General features: G+C 33.5%; 18 protein-coding genes and 1 pseudogene. 9 read left to right on the top strand and 10 right to left on the bottom strand.

What is annotated here, in order from left to right; translation table 11 throughout:
• Nucleotides 1-323: 323 nt before the first annotated feature.
• From panD to ACK3CR_RS04680, 5 genes are all read right to left on the bottom strand, one after another.
• Nucleotides 324-722, bottom strand: a complete 399-nt coding sequence (panD, locus tag ACK3CR_RS04700; RefSeq protein ID WP_328125136.1) for an aspartate 1-decarboxylase — start codon at nt 720-722, stop codon at nt 324-326.
• Between the two features lie 368 nt (nt 723-1,090).
• A complete protein-coding gene (locus ACK3CR_RS04695; protein ID WP_488974945.1) occupies nt 1,091-1,477 on the bottom strand; it encodes a hypothetical protein in 387 nt (128 codons plus the stop codon).
• Nucleotides 1,478-1,775: 298 nt separating this feature from the next.
• On the bottom strand, nt 1,776-1,931 hold the full coding sequence (locus ACK3CR_RS04690) for a Fur-regulated basic protein FbpA (protein WP_328125134.1): 156 nt from the start codon (nt 1,929-1,931) through the stop codon (nt 1,776-1,778).
• Between the two features lie 161 nt (nt 1,932-2,092).
• Nucleotides 2,093-3,007 carry an iron-hydroxamate ABC transporter substrate-binding protein gene (locus ACK3CR_RS04685; protein WP_430240535.1) on the bottom strand — a complete coding sequence of 305 codons (915 nt, stop codon included), beginning with the start codon at nt 3,005-3,007 and terminating at the stop codon, nt 2,093-2,095.
• 392 nt (nt 3,008-3,399) lie between these two features.
• Nucleotides 3,400-4,230 carry a helix-turn-helix transcriptional regulator gene (locus tag ACK3CR_RS04680; RefSeq protein ID WP_488974944.1) on the bottom strand — a complete coding sequence of 277 codons (831 nt, stop codon included), beginning with the start codon at nt 4,228-4,230 and terminating at the stop codon, nt 3,400-3,402.
• Between the two features lie 118 nt (nt 4,231-4,348).
• Between ACK3CR_RS04680 and ACK3CR_RS04675 the strand changes: the two genes are divergently transcribed.
• The 4 genes from ACK3CR_RS04675 to ACK3CR_RS04660 all read left to right on the top strand — a co-directional run bounded on the left by ACK3CR_RS04675 (nt 4,349) and on the right by ACK3CR_RS04660 (nt 8,135).
• Entirely contained in the window at nt 4,349-5,503 is a 1,155-nt protein-coding gene (locus tag ACK3CR_RS04675; protein ID WP_430240441.1) for a Gfo/Idh/MocA family protein, read from the top strand.
• Complete coding sequence (locus ACK3CR_RS04670; protein WP_488974943.1) at nt 5,494-6,378, top strand: sugar phosphate isomerase/epimerase family protein; 885 nt, start codon at nt 5,494-5,496, stop codon at nt 6,376-6,378. Before ACK3CR_RS04675 ends, ACK3CR_RS04670 begins: the two co-directional genes overlap by 10 nt.
• A 31-nt stretch (nt 6,379-6,409) precedes the next feature.
• Nucleotides 6,410-7,405: a Gfo/Idh/MocA family oxidoreductase gene (locus ACK3CR_RS04665; protein WP_328125130.1), complete on the top strand. Its 996-nt coding sequence runs from the start codon at nt 6,410-6,412 to the stop codon at nt 7,403-7,405.
• A gap of 271 nt (nt 7,406-7,676) precedes the next feature.
• The gene (locus tag ACK3CR_RS04660) at nt 7,677-8,135 is read left to right on the top strand and encodes a hypothetical protein (RefSeq protein ID WP_328125129.1); all 459 of its coding nucleotides are present in this window, start codon (nt 7,677-7,679) and stop codon (nt 8,133-8,135) included.
• A gap of 303 nt (nt 8,136-8,438) precedes the next feature.
• On the opposite strand, the gene ACK3CR_RS04655 is transcribed toward ACK3CR_RS04660, so the two are convergent.
• Nucleotides 8,439-9,860, bottom strand: coding sequence for a purple acid phosphatase family protein (locus ACK3CR_RS04655; protein WP_488974942.1), 1,422 nt, complete (start codon nt 9,858-9,860; stop codon nt 8,439-8,441).
• 306 nt (nt 9,861-10,166) lie between these two features.
• Between ACK3CR_RS04655 and ACK3CR_RS04650 the strand changes: the two are divergent.
• Nucleotides 10,167-10,596 (top strand): annotated as a pseudogene (locus tag ACK3CR_RS04650) (DUF5412 family protein).
• Nucleotides 10,597-10,708: 112 nt separating this feature from the next.
• Here the strand turns inward: ACK3CR_RS04650 and ACK3CR_RS04645 are convergent.
• Both ACK3CR_RS04645 and ACK3CR_RS04640 read right to left on the bottom strand, forming a co-directional pair.
• The gene (locus ACK3CR_RS04645) at nt 10,709-11,059 is read right to left on the bottom strand and encodes a DUF2200 domain-containing protein (protein ID WP_243510851.1); all 351 of its coding nucleotides are present in this window, start codon (nt 11,057-11,059) and stop codon (nt 10,709-10,711) included.
• Nucleotides 11,060-11,203: 144 nt separating this feature from the next.
• On the bottom strand, nt 11,204-11,932 hold the full coding sequence (locus ACK3CR_RS04640; protein ID WP_328124055.1) for a Fic family protein: 729 nt from the start codon (nt 11,930-11,932) through the stop codon (nt 11,204-11,206).
• Between the two features lie 417 nt (nt 11,933-12,349).
• Between ACK3CR_RS04640 and ACK3CR_RS04635 the strand changes: the two genes are divergently transcribed.
• Both ACK3CR_RS04635 and ACK3CR_RS04630 read left to right on the top strand, forming a co-directional pair.
• Entirely contained in the window at nt 12,350-13,168 is an 819-nt protein-coding gene (locus ACK3CR_RS04635) for an alpha/beta fold hydrolase (protein ID WP_488975001.1), read from the top strand.
• Between the two features lie 430 nt (nt 13,169-13,598).
• A complete protein-coding gene (locus tag ACK3CR_RS04630; RefSeq protein ID WP_488974941.1) occupies nt 13,599-14,570 on the top strand; it encodes an HD domain-containing protein in 972 nt (323 codons plus the stop codon).
• Nucleotides 14,571-14,677: 107 nt separating this feature from the next.
• On the opposite strand, the gene ACK3CR_RS04625 is transcribed toward ACK3CR_RS04630, so the two are convergent.
• Nucleotides 14,678-15,151, bottom strand: coding sequence for a VOC family protein (locus ACK3CR_RS04625; protein ID WP_328124058.1), 474 nt, complete (start codon nt 15,149-15,151; stop codon nt 14,678-14,680).
• Nucleotides 15,152-15,556: 405 nt separating this feature from the next.
• Here ACK3CR_RS04625 and ACK3CR_RS04620 point away from each other — a divergent pair, with 405 nt between their 5' ends.
• A complete protein-coding gene (locus tag ACK3CR_RS04620) occupies nt 15,557-16,036 on the top strand; it encodes a GNAT family N-acetyltransferase (RefSeq protein WP_328124059.1) in 480 nt (159 codons plus the stop codon).
• Nucleotides 16,037-16,311: 275 nt separating this feature from the next.
• Here ACK3CR_RS04620 and ACK3CR_RS04615 read toward each other — a convergent pair whose 3' ends face one another.
• Nucleotides 16,312-17,166 carry a helix-turn-helix transcriptional regulator gene (locus ACK3CR_RS04615; protein ID WP_328124060.1) on the bottom strand — a complete coding sequence of 285 codons (855 nt, stop codon included), beginning with the start codon at nt 17,164-17,166 and terminating at the stop codon, nt 16,312-16,314.
• 121 nt (nt 17,167-17,287) lie between these two features.
• Here ACK3CR_RS04615 and fabF point away from each other — a divergent pair, with 121 nt between their 5' ends.
• Nucleotides 17,288-18,523: a beta-ketoacyl-ACP synthase II gene (fabF, locus tag ACK3CR_RS04610; RefSeq protein ID WP_268585793.1), complete on the top strand. Its 1,236-nt coding sequence runs from the start codon at nt 17,288-17,290 to the stop codon at nt 18,521-18,523.
• The last annotated feature ends 162 nt before the right edge of the window (nt 18,524-18,685 follow it).

The following is an 18,685-nucleotide window of genomic DNA, read 5'->3' as shown; positions in this document are numbered from 1 at the left end:
TAGAGATCCTTCCTTAGTTCTAGCGCAATTTTGGGGTTAATTCAAGATTTAGCTTTTTCGGCTATCATTATATATACAAGAAAGAGCGAATTCGTTATTGTTAAACGAATTTGCTCTTTTTCCTTCTGATAGTCCATTTTGTGTTACCTAAATTATAATGAATTCACTGTAATTAAAAAGAATCCTTTGCCTATTAGTAGCAAAGGATCTCAAATTTATACGAATGGGGAATACATTACTAGTTTGACCAGTTTTATAGATTCATATACATTAGATTCTACAATAAATATAAAGCATTCTCTTTTTGCATGCTTCTTATCTAATCAAAGAGATAATGTTCCCTTTTTCTCACCATGATTCTCATCTGTTATCATTTCTTCTATTACATTATTCTCGCCCATAATAGCTACTTTAGGCTTATGCACTTTAGCTTCTTCTTCTTCCATATCGGCATAACCAATGATAATCACTAAATCACCGGGTTGGAAGAGACGGGCTGCTGCTCCATTTAGACAGATAACCCCACTACCTCTTTCACCTTTAATTGCATACGTTTCAATTCTTTCCCCATTATTGATATTAACAACCTGTACTTTCTCATTTGGTAATAATCCAACACTTTCAAGGATTTCTTCATCAATAGTGACGCTTCCTACGTAATTCAAGTTAGCTTCTGTCACTGTTGCACGATGGATTTTAGACTTCATTAATGTCAATCTCATATAGATGCCTCCTGATTAATAACCACTATACACTATAATAAACTACAATTATTCTTTTGAAAATATTCTAAATCTTACATGATAGATGTGTAAGGTTTGTATGAAGGGGTTGATGAAGATAGAGTACAAGAATAGTTAATCAAACACTCAAAGGTCTTTAGAAGGGCAATAAGAGCGCACAGGCAGAAGATATTTATAAATTGAAATATTGTCATGAAACATCAACTAGTCATAAATATACTTAAGACCGCCTTATCCACTAATGGATATTGGGCGGTCTTTGCTATAGATATAAACGTTATTTAGAGAAGTCTAAAAGTTATAACAAAAGCTCAAACCTTATAAGATAAACTCATGTATTTATTAGGTTAAACCTCATATAATTTCACATTTTTACACTTATCAGTTAGATTAAAATATCTTATTCCATTAAATAATATTACATTTACATAACCAAATTCATAAGCCTTTGAAATTCCATACTCCAAATTTTCTCTACTGTCTTTTCCAATCACAGAGAATAGTTCCTTAACATTGACCCATTTCTCACCTTTATTACTAGAAATTACAGAATCTAATGTTTCTAATTCATCCATTATTTCTTGTCTATAATAGATATGTATCATTGACCCTAAAACATAATCAATAATTTCTTCGCCAGGATATCTTCCTTCCAACCTAGATGTATGAGGCATAGGAGTGTTAAGTTCTTCAACACCTAATTTTTTAAAGATATCAGTTGCACTAGCTTGCACTTAAATCACTCTCCATCGTGTAAATAATTATTTAATCTTTGTCATTCATTCTTCTTTATAAAGCAAAAAGAGACTCATTTATTACGTTGAAGTTTCTTATAACTACAAATAAAGACAGGTAGTTGACTGTATTCGTATCTTGTCACTTCTCTAAAGAGAATCCATCCATGTTATATCTTTTCTACAATCATGTCATGTACCCTTAAATGGGATATAATTTTGACTATGGGGAGAAAGCTTCAGAGCAGAATAAAGTAATCTATAGATGAATAAAAAGAAATCCTAAGAGTTGTTTGGTTTACATATGTCTTTTTACATCGTAGTATTCTTCTAATTCTATTAGAGTGAGTTCATACAGATGTTTGTTTCCTTTTTTATAAATACCCAAAGCTAATAAAGAATTAATAACAAGTGTTTTCTGCACTTCTATTGCAGAATATAGTTGATCACTCATTTATCCACCACCACAATTGATAATGATTATCATAATCAATTATACTTTATTGTTCCTTCTTTTTCAAATCGAATACTAATAAAAGAGTCAATTTGTTATTTATTTTTATAAAGTAGAAAGTAAAGAAGGCATTCTGTCATCAAGAATGCCTTCTTTATATATTAGTTCTTAAGAAAAGAGTCTTCAAAAAATTTCAGAAGGTACTCTAAAGTGATTGGATCGCTGTAGGTAGATGCTTTAGTATTAATTTTAAATACATGGTTGTTCTGAACTGCCGGTATGTTTTTCCATGTATCCGTTTCTAAAAATGAATTATCACCATCAGGTGTTGTACTAAGAATAATGTAATCTCCAGCAAATTCAGGAAGCAATTCAGTTGAGATTGTATGAATACCTGATTTAAGAGCCGTCTTTTTTACTTTTTCTGGCATTTTTAGTTCCATTGCTTGATACAGTATTTCTGTTCCTCGAGCATAGTTGTTTCCAAATACGTAAAATTCTTTTGTTCCATTTTCAATTACAGAAACAGTGGCATCTTCACCAATTTTTGCTCGTATCGCTTCTCCTGCTGATTTTGCACGTTTTTTGAAATCGTTAACCCATTCTTTTGCTTCTTTTTCTTTATTTAAGAGTTTTCCAATTTCCTCTTGCTGTGTTAAATAGTCTAACTTGCCCCAAGTATATACTACAGTTGGAGCAATCTCATTTAGTTTATTAATGTTTTTCATTTGAGATCCTGCAATAATTAAATCTGGATCTAGTTCAATGATTTTCTCTAAATCATCCTCCGATACAACGGTTACCCCTTTTAACTTTTCCTTAAAAAGGGGGTTTGTACTGCTCCATTCGTCAATTCCAACAAGGTTTCCCTTTAAAGCCAGTACATTCGGTCCATTTGTCAAAGCAACTATTCTTTTCGGATTTTTAGGAACTTGAACAGGCCCATTTTCTGATTGATAAGTAAACGTTTCTTTTTCATTTTCTGATGAATTGTTCGTATTCGATTTCTCATCATTTCCACAAGCGCTGAGAATAAGGACAAACAAGAGTAAAAATGGTATAAATAGCTTTTTCAGTTTAATCTGCTCCTTAACTATAGGGGAGGTTAACAACCATCCTCTATATCAAAATGTATGTAATTAGTAATGTATGATACTCTAATAATCACACCAAACTAATACTAATGGTAATGATAATCATTGTCAATTATATTCCACACAATTCTTAATCTTTTTCTGTAAAAATGATCTCTGTCTCGTTTAAAACAACTAATCATAAGTTGGAAGATAGCACGTATGTCATATAGTTAATAGATAAAACACCCATAATATGGGAAAAAGCGTAAACTCATTATAATCCAAGAAGTTTACGCTTTTTTTCTCCTAATAAGCAACATTATGTATACAACTTGTCTAAATAACTATCGGGATAATTAAAATCGAAAGTGACACTATAAATCGATTTACCTCTAAAAACGGAAATTCCTAAATTCTTTTGGAGTCATATTCATATGTTTTTTAAAGGTAGCAATAAAATGTGAAGGTGAACTAAATCCAATCATGTCAGATATTTTATTTATTGAGAAGCTCGTATTTTTTAGTAAGGATTTAGCATGTGTTAATCTTTTAAGAATGACATATTCATGGGGTGACAAACCGGTAAACTTTTTAAATTTTCTCGAAAAATGATAGACACTAAGTGAAGCTATATTAGCTAAATCACTAATATTTAAGGACTTTTCACTATTTTCATCAATGAAGGTAATAACATCCTTTAAATTAGATTCTGAAGATAGGGTATGATTTCCCTCTAATAAACAACTCAATATTTTATGGACTTCGTAAGATGCCTTAAAATCACTTATTTTATTATGTTCTAACATGTATAAAATAGTGTCTATTGCTCTTATAATCTCCATTTCATGTATTACTGATATAACTGGGCTATATAATTGAATAATCATATCATAAAATTCTTTACTAGCATTTCCGTTAAAATGAATAAATTCAAAAGACAGGGGTGCCGTTGCAAAATATTTATGAGGAATACGACAATCAAAAAGTAGTAATTCATCGGCATTTACAGTAAAAGTTTGGTGTTCAAATTCTAATCGAAGTTGTCCACGAATTACTTTAAGAAGTAAATAATAGTCATGAAAGTTTCTTTCAATAATGTAATTCATATCACAGTCATAACGGCCTGCAAAATGAATCGTAAATAAATGTTTTCTCGAAAATTCATTAGGGGTATGTACATAAAGTTCCGAGCTAGGCAAAACTCCAAGTTCATTTACTTTCATCCTAACCTCCACAGCAATATTTTGATATTTATTGAGCAAGTTTATCCGATGATTCTTAATCATAAACAAATTATACTATCTACATAATAGCAAATAACTTATAAGGTAGGGATACTAGATGAGTAAAAAGGTTAGGATTGGGATGGTTGGAGCCGGATGGATGTGTAAAGCGCATGTGAATGCCTATACAAATGCCTTTAGTTTATATGGAGATAAAATAGGTGAGCCAGTTTTTAAAATAATTATGGATGTAAATGAAGGCGTTTCCAAAGAAGCAGCTGAGAAATTTGGTTTTGAAAAATGGACAACAAATTGGATGGATGTGATTAATTCAGATGAGGTTGATATTGTCGACATTGTCACTCCAAATGTTTTTCATTATGAAATAGCAAAAGCTGCTTTATTAAATGGAAAAAATGTGTATTGTGAAAAACCATTATCTTTAAGTGCAGAGGAATCAAAAGAATTAGCGAAAATTGCGAAGGAAAAAGGTGTATTAAATTATGTAGCCTTTAATAACGTTATGAATCCTGCTACTGAATATATGAAACAATTAATACAGTCAGGAAAGTTAGGAGAAATCATGCGATTTGATGGACGTTATGACCAAGACATGCTTCTTGACCCTTCCATTGCTATTACGTGGAGACACCTTGTAAAACAGGCTGGTAGTGGAGCATTGGGCGATTTAGGCTCTCATCTATTAAGTGTTTCGCAATATATTATGGGGGATATTGAATCTGTTAATGCTGTTTCAAAAATCTATATTCCTGAGAGACCAGCAAAAACCGGCTCATCAGAAATGGCAAGTGTTGAAACAGAAGATTATATGGCTTTTACAGCGCTATATCAATCTGGTGCCATTGGTCAATTATCTACAAGTCGTATTGGAACTGGAAGAAAAAATTATTTAGCGTTTGAAGTTCAAGGCACTTTAGGTACAGCTACCTTTAATTTAGAGAGGTTAAATGAGGTTAATGTTTACTTTCATAATGAAGAAAGTACGCATAGAGGGTTTAGAAATGTATTGTTAGGTCCAGATCATGGAGATTATGGAGTATTTCAACCGGCTTCAGGTATTAATATTAGCTTTAATGATATGAAGGTTATTGAAGTAGCTAAGGTATTAGATGCATTTGCAAATGATGCAGAGTATGTGTGTAATTTTGAATTTGGAGCCAAAATTGATACATGCATTCAAGCTATTTTAAAGTCTGCTAAGACGCACCAATGGGAAAAAGTCGAGGAAAAGGATACATCTCTATGTCTATAAGAGTAGGAACTGCTCCTGACTCTTGGGGAATATGGTTTCCCGATGATTCAAAACAAGTATCTTGGCAGCAATGTTTAGATGAAATCCAAAAAGCAGGTTATAAAACTTTGGAGTTAGGACCATGGGGTTATTTACCTACGGACCCAATTAGATTAAAGGAAGAGCTCTCTAAACGAGGTTTGGAGCTAATTGCAACCACATTAATGACGGATATCGTATTTATTAACGATCTTCAACCTATTTATGAAAATTTAGATAAAATTCTCTCATTACAATGTCACTTTTCCTCCGCAAAATATTTAGTATTAATCAATGGAATGTATACAGATCTCTTTACTGGCGATCGTATTGCAAGAAAGGAACTTAATGATGATGAATGGAATCAAATGATTGTTAATATAAAAAAAATAGTAGACTATGTTAAAGCTAAATTGGATATTCAAGTTGTTTTCCATCCCCATGCAGAGACACATGTAGAGACGGAAGAAGAGATTGAGAGACTTTTAAAGGATATCGATATCGATCTTTGTTTGGATACAGGACATCATCTGTATGCTGGAGGAGATCCAATCACCTTTATTCAAAAACATAAAGACCGAATTAAATACTTACATTTAAAGGACTGCAATAAAAGTATTCGAGAAAAAATGCAAGAGCACGAATGGGCTTTTGCACGGGGCGTCCAATCAGGGGTTATGTGTGACCCAGAATCTGGGGATGTTGATTTTATTCAACTAACCAAAATACTGGAGCGTATTCAATATACTGGTGAAGCAGTTGTGGAACAAGATATGTATCCAGCTCCAGCTGGTACTCCTTTTAAAATAGCAAAACAAACATTGAATTATTTTAAAGAAATAGGCCTTGTAAAATAGGATAGTTTGATAGGTTAAAAAGGAGGATAATATGAAACCAATTGTTACTGGTGTATTAGGATATGGATTTTCAGGAAGTATATTTCATTGTCCGTTTATACATGCTCATGAGAATTTCAAACTAAAAACGGTCGTACAACGTCATGAGGATACAGCAAAACAAGATTATCCACATATCAATCTTGTAAGAGATTATCAAGAGCTTTTAGATGATAACGAAATTGAACTAGTAGTCATAACAACACCTAGTCATTTACATTTCGAACATGCAAAGCAAGCGTTAGAAAAGAATAAACATGTTCTTGTTGAAAAACCTTATACAGCAACATATGAACAAGCTGTTGAATTAAATAGGATAGCAGATGAAAAAGGCTTATTTATTTCGGCTTATCATAATAGACGATATGATGGTGACTTTTTAACTCTATCTGACTTAAAAAAGCAGGGTGCTTTTGAAAAAATATATGAAGTGAGTATGGTCTGGGATTTTAATTATCCGGTGCAGAAAGAAAAATGGCGTGAACAAGGCTACGAAGGAGCGAACTTCGTTTTTGATTTAGGAGCTCATTTTATTGATCAAGCCATACAATTATTTGGTGAACCAAAAGATTTATATTCTATCACGAAAAAAGTTAGAGAAGGATCAAATGTAATTGACTGGTTTGAAATTCTTTTTGATTATGGTGATTATGTAGCAAGAATTAAACATAGCTCTGCAGCTATAATTGAGGAACCAAGATATACAATCCAGACACCTAATGGAACTTATCAATTCCATAAGATGGGTGAACAAGAAGTACAGTTAATACAAGGAGTTAAGCCTCTAGATCCTAATTACGGAGATAATGCCCTATATGATTTTCATAAGTCGGATGGAACAATGGAGAAAAGACATATTATAAAAGGGAATTATTTGATGTACTATACGCAAATGGCCACGGCAATTCGTACAGGGGAAAACGCAGAAGTTGCAAAGGAAGATGTAGCAAGAGTCATTAAATACTTAGAGAAAATACAAAATAAATAAGTAGATAATTCTGGCTCTATATTTTACTAACTGAAACAAGAAAGAGTTTTTTAAATGGGTCAAAATGAAACTGTATAAAGATTAAAAGGGTTTTTATTAGAATTTAAAAGCTTGTATCCAATCTGGGGCAAGCTTTTTTAGTTCTTATAACTATCATTATGTGAAGTGTGTCCTCTATTTTGCTATACGTTGAATATTTAAAAGTTAGAAGCATAGAAACTATTTTTCGTTACATAATAAGTATACTATTAACTGATGTAGAGGTGCACAAATGGCACAAATTATCCTGTGGCTTCTCCTTATTGGACCTTGGTTTCTATTACCTTTATTTAATAAAGAACGTATTAAACGGTTTATGCCTGTAGGTCTGTTTGCTGCACTTGTCCTTACAGTTGTTTTTCAAATAGCAGAAAAGTTAGACTGGTGGATTATCAAAGAGAATATATTTTTCCTAACCAATATAACACCTTTCGTGTATGGTGCTTTTCTTGTAGGAACAGTGATTATTTTCTATCTTTCTTATCCAAGTTTTATCTTTTATATGGTCCTTAATATACTATTCGATTTATTTCAAGCATTTGTCGTGCATCCTATCTTTGAATGGACCGAAATTTATAAAGTAAACCACATTAATTCAATTGGACTCTTCTTTTTAATGATTTCTATAGCTATCATTATCTACCTTTATCAAAAATGGCAAGATGAAGCATTTAAAGATGAAGTAAGATAAAAAAAGAGAGAAAATATAAGTTACCTTGTTAATTATATAAATAATGGATTTTTTATAGTAGACGAAACAGATTCTTTTGAACGACCATCTCCTATACTACATCTAAATTTAAAGTAAGGTAGAGGTCTCCCTCTACCTTTCGTTTATTTGACTAACTTTCCTTTTTAGTTAAAGAAAAAAATCCTGCAATCACAGGTTTTTTTTTAACTTTTATTACAAATGACCCGTCTTTTTTATAACACTACATTTATATCTCCTATAATCAACGTTACGGTAACTGAATTTGTATATTTTAAAAAAATGTTAGTTCTTAATGATACCAAACTTATCAATAATATAAGGTTCTGTATTGTTTTTGTTTTGATCAATCTCGTAAGTCACGGCAGTCAGTTTATCTTTGTTAATGGTGATCCCGACAAAGTTTTGAATTTGGCCGCGTACTGGACGTTTGTTATCGCTCGGATCTGGACCATAGATCGCTGCATGATGTTCATCGGCTACTTCAAAAAGATTATAGTAAGCTTCTCCAAGTACAGGATCTTGATTTTTATAATATACTTTTGGTCCAGCTGTTGCAGGGATCAAATAAATCGCGCCATCTGGATTAACGGTATATTCAACAGTTTGTCCTTTTTTAGTTTCTGTAATTTTTTCTGTTTCTGAAGCTGTACCATCACTCTTTATCGGTTTCGTACGTGCATAGATATGATCATGCCCTTGAAGGACAAAGTCAATATCAAGATCCGCCATGAGTGGTGCTACCTGGTTTCTAACTCCGTTCGGACCCATAACATCATTATCTGTTGCATGGTTAGAAGTCGTATATGGTCCTTTATGAATGTTAACAATAACCCACTTAGCTCCATTAGCTTTAGCTGCTTTTACATCTTTCTTCAACCATTCAATTTGTTCTCCTGAAAAGTTAGCATGTTGCTCAGAATCCTCGTTGCTATTAAGGACAACAAAGTGAGCGTTACTGTAATCGTAAGAATAATAAGCACCTGTTTCGGTAGCCGAGTTTTCAGGCACATCCAGGTTAAAGTGGTCGATAAAAGCATAATTTTCATCCTCGTGATTCCCTGCAGAGGGTGCAAATGTTGTGTCTAGTAGGCTTTCCTGAGAGTGACCTAGAAGCCAATCCCATTGTTCCTCTTTGATCCCCTCGTCAACTATATCGCCATTGTGCATCATGAATTCGGCGTTAGGGACAGTATCTAAAGCTTTTGAAATGGTTTGAGACGAAAGGATCGCTTCATCTTCTGTTTTAGCTTGAGTATCTGCCAAGTCAATAAATGTAAAAGCACCTTTTTTAGGAGCTGTGGTAAAGGAACCTACTTCACTCCATTTATTTAAGGATGCATCTCCAACACGGTAGTAGTATTCAGTATCTGCCTTAAGTCCAGTTGCTACTGCTTTATGTACATACTCTTCTTGAGAATTTGTAGATAGGGTATGATTGCCTGAAAAAAGTAAAGGTTTCTTCTTAAAATCAGGCTTCTTTGCGCCTGTCTTTTTCACAACCTGTAAATCACTGTTCTTGGAATCAAGTGAAGTGTACCAAGTGAAGCCTTTAGAATTAGTAGAATCGCCATGAAATGTTACAGTTACCTTGCTAATATCAGTAGAATTTGGGTTACCTGCTGCAAAAGAGAGCGTACCGCCAAACCCACCCACAATGCTTAGAGTTAAGGCAACGGAAATCAATTTTCTTGCACCTTTTTTCACGTACTTTTCCTCCTCGTATATGTATGATTACCATCCCTTCAGACAGCAAGTTAAATTGTAACAAAACTCTATGTATATATTATAAATTTCATATTTTAATTGTGTTAAAGTAGTGTTAATATTTTAAAGACAAAATTTACAGTTCTGGTGCAAAAAACAACCGTATAAGTATAACTATGTAAAAATAAAGAGCACAAACTCGTTGGCAATCAACAAATTTGTGCTTTTTTACTATCTCTAACATGTTTTATGTTCACTCCAATTTTATAGCCTATACATGACCTTTTTATATTAAAATGGATTAATATGGGAGGTTTTATTTTAAAAAGAAGTTTAATTATGGTAGGTATCGTGTTTCTTAACTTATTGGTCGGTTTAGCCGGTTGCGTATATTTAACGTTTTTTAGCTTACAGAGCGTCCCAAAAGGGGATTTAATCCGAAAAGTAGAATCCCCATGTTTTAAAAACTTATTTTCATTATGGCGGTTCATTAAGTTCAGATGCGGTTAGAGGGGAATTAGTTAGTGTTCAAACAAACAACAAGAGAAATATATATTGGAATTACCCTGACGTAGATCCATATATAGTCTGGACAGATAATGATACCATTAAAATCGGAAACCAAACTTTAAATGTCGCAAAGGGGGAAACCTACGATTGGCGTGATGATGACGAACGGGTAAGTGAATTACCAAGACAATTCTCTGAACAATACCCTCCTAAAGTAATAGAATGATTTTCCCTGACGAACATTATTTTAACGAATGAATGTTTAATTTCATATGATAAAAAAACACCGATTCTTTTATATTTTATATACAGAATCAGTGTTTCTTCATTTTTAATTATTATTTCCGCAAAATTTTCTCCATCGCTTTTCCCTTTGCTAACTCATCGATCAGCTTATCTAAATAGCGAATTTCCTGCATAGTTGGTTCCTTGATGTCTTCTACTCGGACACCACAGACCACGCCTTTGATCAAAGCCCTCGAAGGATTCAGTTGGGGAGCTTTCGCAAAGAAGGTCTCAAAGTCTGTCTGTTTTTCCAGTTGAGCTTCTAACTCTTCCTGGTTATATCCTGTCAACCAACGGATGATTTCATCGACTTCAGTTTGCGTACGTCCTTTTTTCTCCGCCTTCGTAACATAAAGGGGATAGACCCTTGCTACACTCATTGTATAAATCTGATGTTTGGTCATGGATACATCCTCGCTCTTATGTTTTTCTTTATTATATCACGAAAAATAGGGGTAAAATCTATTGTGTGAACTAAATATGGGCATAGTTATATAGTTATAAAAAAACTTCTTAGTCGTGCTTTTATCTTAAAGCCCTCAATGATCTTAAGAAAGAGCACTTAAATAAAGATTTAATGAATCTTCTACTTCTTTTACAATTAACTGAATGAAATCATGATAATTTTGTGTTGTATGAGATTTATCTAATGCTTCATAATAAGCTAATCGATTTTCTACTTTAATAACAACGGCGGGAAAACCAGCTTTCATCAATTCTAAATTTAAGAGAAGGCGAGATGTACGCCCATTACCATCAATGAACGGATGGATTCCAACAAATATTGCATGTAGCATAGCTCCTCGCTCCACTGGATGTAACTTTTGCGCTTCATCCTCATACCACTTAATTAACTGTTCCATTTGTTCTTTGATTAAATAAGGCGCTGGTGGTGTATGTTTTGCGCCAGCAATAAACACTTGTTGATCACGATACACACCTGCGTACTCATCATCAATTCCTTTTAAAACTAGCCGATGGAGACTTTTTATTTGCCATTCTGTTAATAGCTCTCCTTTTTGCACAATTTCTTCAACGTATGCAATCGCATCTCGATGATTAATGACTTCCAAATGCTCTCGCATCGTTTTACCGCCGACAGTAATTCCTTCTAATACGACCTTTGTTTCGTTCAATGTTAATGTGTTACCTTCAATAGCGTTGGTATTATATGTCCATTCAAGCAATAGCTTTTCACGTAAACTCTTTAATGTATATTTTGGCAATGGACGTAAGGTATCTAGCTTCACCTTTTTCCTATTTATTTGTTCAAACATCTAATTTCACCTCTATGCGTCGTTCTATATTTCTTATCTCAATTTTACACTAACTATTAAATAAAAACAGCTTACACTATTTCAATGATTAGAGAACTATTTTATCCATTTTCATTTTAAAACAGTGCAACTTTATTCTAAACCTACGCTAATAGGATATAAGGAAAAAAGAGTTTTACACAGTTTTGTTATTACATAATGAAGTTATAAAAGGGTATCTACAAAACAAGTAAACCTATTGTCTATCCATTGGTTTGCTTTTTTACTGTTAATAATGCATGTTATATAAACTAATTGAATCTTTTATGTTTTCCTATAAATCACTAAAGCCCATGCTAAAATAACATTAAGAAAGAATGGACTTAACCTAATGGAACAAATGATATTGAAAATGGGAGAGGTAGATAGAAAATGGAAATGAACGACTTTAAAAGAGCGACAATACAAGTACCCGGATCAAGCCTATATTATGAGGTTAATGGAAAAGGTCCTTTCCTCCTTTTGATACACGGAGGGGGTGGTGATGCTGATAAATTTCACCAGATTTCCTCCCAACTTACCGACCATTATACAGTCATTACGTATGACAGGAGAGGACATTCGCGAAGTAAACTTGACAATAGGCTTGAGGATTATAGCGTAGAAACACACAGTAACGATGCTCACCTCCTACTAGCTAAACTGACCGATAAGCCGGCTTATGTTTTCGGAAGTAGCTCCGGTGCTGTTATTGCACTTGATTTGTGTATACGCCATCCAGAACAGGTCAGTGTACTAATTCCTCATGAGCCCGTTCTATTGCCACTTTTAGACCACGATGAGCAAGTTCAAGCTAGGGAGTTTATGGAAGATCTCAAGAAGAACCATAAAAGTGCAGTTGAAAATTTATTATCAAATTCCAAAAAGGACACTAACAATTCTAAACAGTCAACGGATGTGAAAGCAGAGCGTCTCTTTCGTAATTCAACGTATTTTGTTGAGCATGAAATTGAGGGAATTATTAACTATTCATTAGATGTTAACGCATTAAAATTTGCATTAAAGCATTCAACGATGAAGCTAATCCCAGCTGGCGGCGTTGATTCACAGAGCTTTTTTGCTTATCATTGTGCTTTTGCATTAGCAAGGTTACTAGAAACAGAGATAATAGAGTTCCCTGGTGATCATGGGGGTTATAACACCGGATATTATAAGGAATTTGCTGAAAAGTTAAACAATATTTTAAAAAGTATATAACCTATATTTCTACCATAAAGCTTAAATGTGTTCTTCAAAGTGGAGAGCAATTTTTTTAGTAAGGAATAGATTAAATGTAAATGAGTAATTGGGGGAACATCAGAAAAATGCAAAATTACAACGTTAAACATACCTCTATAACAATTTTTAAGTTATATACCTATGTACCTTACACATATAGGAAACAAAAATCAACCGTAAAAGGATTATATAAAAAAGAAGAAAAAGCGCAAACTCGTTGTTACTGAACGATTTTGCGCTTTTTTTACTTCCTCTAATATGTTTTATGTTAACTAAGTTTGTATATCATACTCATTTGAAACTCTTCTTTATCTATGCTTCTATTGATACAATAAATAAGGAAAGATTGAGTAAAGAATATGGGTAAACTTAAATCCCAAAATTAAGGAGAGGTGGGTTATTACTTTTTATGAGGGTTCATGATCATCTATATGGTTCTTTTGTGTTGGATCCCGTTCTAGCAGAATTAATACAAACAAAACCTGTTCAGAGACTTAAACATATTCATCAAGGAGGAGCAAGTTATTTAGTAAATCCAAAATGGAATGTGACTCGATTCGAGCATTCTATTGGAGTTATGCTCCTAATAAGAAAATTAGGTGGTTCCCTAGAAGAACAAATAGCCGGTTTATTGCATGATATCTCCCATACAGCCTTTTCTCACGTTATAGATTTCGTTTTAGATAATGAAGAACAAGATTTTCACGATCAAATTTTTGAAAAAACGATCCAACAGTCAGAAATTCCTTCTGTTTTACAAAAACATGGTTTTGATTTCTCGTCTATAGTGCCTATTGAGAAATGGTCCTTATTAGAACAATCCCTTCCTTTTTTGTGTGCCGACCGAATTGATTATACATTACGTGATTTGTCTACCTATTGTATGATTCCTTTAGAAGATGCTTCAAAATTTATAGATAAGTTAAGGGTAATAGATGAAAAAATTTGTTTAGAAACGATTGAGGCAGCAGAATGGTTTGTTAAAGCCTATTATACGGAGGTTATTGACTTCTTTCTTCATCCATTAAATGTGTATGGATATGCCATGCTCACAGATATATTAAAGGTGGCTATGGATAAGCAGGTTATTTGTTTTGATGACTTATTATTAGATGATTCAACAGTTTGGAACAAGTTAATAGGTAGTAAAGACCATGATATTTCACAGAAAGTAAAAGCTATAAGTAGGGACGTAATAAATGATGAGAATCATTATGATATACACCAAAAGAAAAAGGTCCGAATTATCGATCCGTTAGTGTTAGTAGGAAATGACCAAATAAAGAAAGCAACAGAGCTATCCATCAAAGTGACCGAATTGAATCAGTATGCTCTAGAAAAGTCCTTGAAAGGAACATTTGTTAGAGTTCTCAATACGTAGTAAGAGAAAAAGAACCTGATTTAGCTAAATTAAGGTTCTTTTTCTGTGCCGATAATTGGTGTTATGTTAACCTTTATCGTTAATAGAAGCCTATAAAGTGATAATAACTAAAAGATGTCCCTTGGAAATCTTCCATTTATCTTTTCCCACTCGCTCCATTTCATAATAGGTTTATCCGGTAAAGGTTTATCGTTTAACATAGAGATATATTCTACGGAATGCCCATTAGGATCTTGGAAGTAGAATGATACAGCAGGCATAAAAGGAAATACATATAATTCCCCTGAATCATCTTCAAAAAAGTTACTAATAGAAATTCCTAAATTCTTTACTTCTATGGCAGTTTTTTTTAGGTTGTCTAAATCAACTGAGATAGCAAAGTGCTGTCTTTGTACATCCTTACTGGGATAATTTTCTCTTATACCTAACATGCCTTTTCCTTCGCCACCTACCCAAAAGAATGTAGACTTTCTACCTTCGTCTTTATATAAGGGGGATATACCGGGTAATCTTTTATAAAAATCCGAGGATTCTTCAAAATTTAATACATTAATATGTGTTTCAAATATTCCGTTAATCATTTCTAAATCACTTCTCCTGATGACTTTTTCTAAAATATAGTTATTTTGCAATTAATCTATATAGAATCTCAATATAAGTTCTGATTATTATAGATACATGGAAAATTATAAAATAACTGGAATTAATCAGTCAAATAGGTGTCCATAAAAGTATATATAAACGAAAAGAAAAAGCGCCAACTCGTTGGTAATCAACAGGTCTGTGATTTTTACATCCTCAAATATCACTTATATGAACTAGTTATCATAGAATCTTTTTCAGCAATCGGTCCATATTCGGGAATAACGTATTGTTCAAATTATGGAAATTTGGAATAATTGGTATTAAGCAATATGAAAGAAAGGTTTAACAGGCTTATTGTCAAAGAGTCTTATTTATATTTTAGATTTAAAGGGGATGGGGTCTTGAGTATTTACATAAGACAATCCATAGAGTCTGATTCTAAAGAGTTAATGGATTTAAACAATTTAATTTTGAATAACTCTAATACTCCTGCGTTTTTTTATTGGGAATCAGTAGAGGAATATTCTAAACAATGTCCAGTTGGAAAACAGTTTGTTGCTATTATCAATGATAAAGTTGCAGGTTATATTGGTTATAAAAACCCTACAGGTCTAAAGTCCAACAGTCATGTATTAGAAATTGATATTGGCGTTCACCCTGACTTTCAAAGAAAAGGTGTAGGAAGAGCACTATTGAATTATATATTTTCGTGGGGGAAAAAGAACAGTTTTACAAAAGTTTCAATTCGTGTGCTTTCTACAAATCAATCTGCTATTCCATTTTATATTTCAAATGGCTTTAAAGAACAAGGAACTCTAAAAGATGAATTTTTAATCGATGGGAAATTCGTTGATGATATTTTAATGTATAAAATGTTATAACGGTTTCTTTAAGTATCGGGCGCTTTAATTAAATAAGAATCATAGAAATGATCAAACTTTATTCTAAATCAACAATAAAAAGCGCAAACTTACTGTTACTGACTAGGTTTGTGCTTTTTACTTCTTGGAACATGTTTTATGTTAACTAATTCTTCTTAAATGACTTTTAATAAAGAAGAAATACGGCATTATTTCGGACAGTTTTATAACTTCATAAAGGGATAATGTCTTCGTTTAGTAATGAGTATTTATTTTGTTAATGGAATGAAATTACTTTATCCTTTTTCAACGGATATTCTCTTCATTAATCGCTTTAATTTATTTTCTGTATCTGTTTCCTCTACCGGTGTATAAATACTACAACGTAAATCCATATCCCCTTGAACTTGAAGGGAAGTTAAATTAAATAACATTTTTCCTGCTTTAGCATGTCTAAATTCAATCATCATTTCCGGGGCTTTACTGACTTGACTTTCTTGCCACAAAGCTTGGAATTCAGGATGAGACTCACTCATTTCTTTGATAAACTGGTTGTACCATCCATCACCTAAATAGTGACCGTAATAAGTACGAAAAATGGCAAGGAAACCTTTCGCAAAGTGTTCCCAATTGACAGCTAATGTTTTTAATTCTTTTCTTGTAAAGACTAAACGAATTAAATTCCTTTCATGTTCTGGCACTTGTTCAAAGTTTAAAAAAACATGTGCAGCTGCTGGATTCCACCCAACAATATGGCAATGTCGGTCTGTAACGATAGTTGGACAATAAGTCAACTCAGTTAATATTTTTTCCAAAGAAGGCGTGAGCTTTGATTGTTCTTTTTTTGGGTGGGCAACCTCTGATTTTACTTCTAATGCTAAATCATATAAATAGTCTCTTTCATCGTTATTTAATTGAAGGGCCGTAGAGATACATTCTAATACAACAGAAGAAACTTTTATGTCTCGTCCTTGTTCTAGCCATGTATACCAAGTTGTACTGACTCCGGCTAATTGGGCAACTTCTTCTCTTCTTAACCCTGGTGTTCTTCTCCTAGTTCCAGTAGGTAATCCAATCGTCTCTGGCTTAATTTGAGCACGCTTCGTTTTTAGAAATGTCGACAAAGCTTCAAGCCTCGTTTTATCGTTCATGTTCAAAACTCCTTATCATATTCATTAACCTAGTAGTAATTATACTAGGATAAACAACAACTTGTAATAGGATAAATAAAATGTAGAATACAAGTATATTACTTGTTTGGAGGAAAAAGAAGTGGAAAGAGTTGTTGTGACAGGTATGGGAGTCATGTCCCCTATCGGAAATAATATAGAAACATTTTGGAGCAATCTAATAAAAGGGGAGTCCGGTATATCCTCCATTGATACCTTTGATGCCAATGAACATAAAACAAAAATTGCGGGCATTGTTCAAGATTTTGATGCAAATGAAATCTTAGGAAAGAAAGAAGCAAAACGTTTGGATCGCTTTTCTCAATTTGCTTTAGTTGCAGCTGAACAGGCATGGGCAGATTCTAAGTTAAATCTTGATGATATAGATGAAGAAAGACTAGGGGTATATGTAGGTTCAGGTATAGGAGGAATTCAAACCTTAATTGAAAATATTGATGTTCTGAGACAGAAGGGGCCAAGAAGAGTCAGCCCCACTCTAGTACCAGCGATGATTTCTAATGCTGCCGCAGCGCAGATTAGTATTAAGTGGAATGCTATGGGTCCTTCTATGTCACCTGTTTCAGCTTGTGCCATTGGAAACACAGCGATTGGAGAAGCATTTAGACTCATTCGTTCTGGAGAAGCTGATGTTATTTTTGCAGGAGGAACAGAGGCGGCTATAACAGACTTATCTATCGCTAGTTTTGGAAATGCTACAGCATTATCAACAAGAAACAACGAACCGACTAAAGCCAGTCGTCCGTTTGATGAAGATCGAGACGGGTTTGTCATGTCAGAAGGAGCAGGAATTCTAATATTAGAATCTCTATCTCATGCTTTACGTAGAAAAGCTAACATCTATGCAGAAGTTATGGGGTATGGTGCAAGTTCTGATGCCCACCATATGGTAGCGACACACCCGGAAGGTAAAGGGGCTTACCTTGCTATGAAAGCTGCTTTAAAAAATGCTAATATATCCCCTCAACATATCGATGTGATTAGTGCACATGCTACAAGTACAAAAGTAGGTGATATATCGGAAACCCTAGCCATTAAAAAGCTATTTGGAAAACATGCTTACGAAATTCCCATTACAGCTAATAAATCAATGTTTGGCCATATGTTAGGGGCATCTGGGGGAGTGGAGGCTATTGCTTTAGCCATGAGCTTGAAGGAAGGCATTATTCCCCCAACTATCAACTTAGAAAATCAGGATCCATCATGTGATTTAGATTATGTACCAGGTGTTGCTCGCCAAGCTAACGTTCATGTAGGTTTATCTAATTCATTTGGCTTCGGAGGTCATAATGCAACCATTGTATTAAAAAAATATCAATAAATCGAAAACAGTTCGTAAAAGTATACTTTTACGAACTGTTTGGGTTCACTTTTTATGGAGTGAAAAGGTGATTAATGGATATGGAAATTATGCTCGTTCATAATTGAAAAAAGCGCCAACTCGTTTTTAATAAACGGGTTGGCGCTTTTTTACTTCCTAGAA

This window comes from Priestia sp. TRM10, from assembly GCF_057808375.1.
This window is presented reverse-complemented; position numbering and strand designations above follow the sequence as displayed.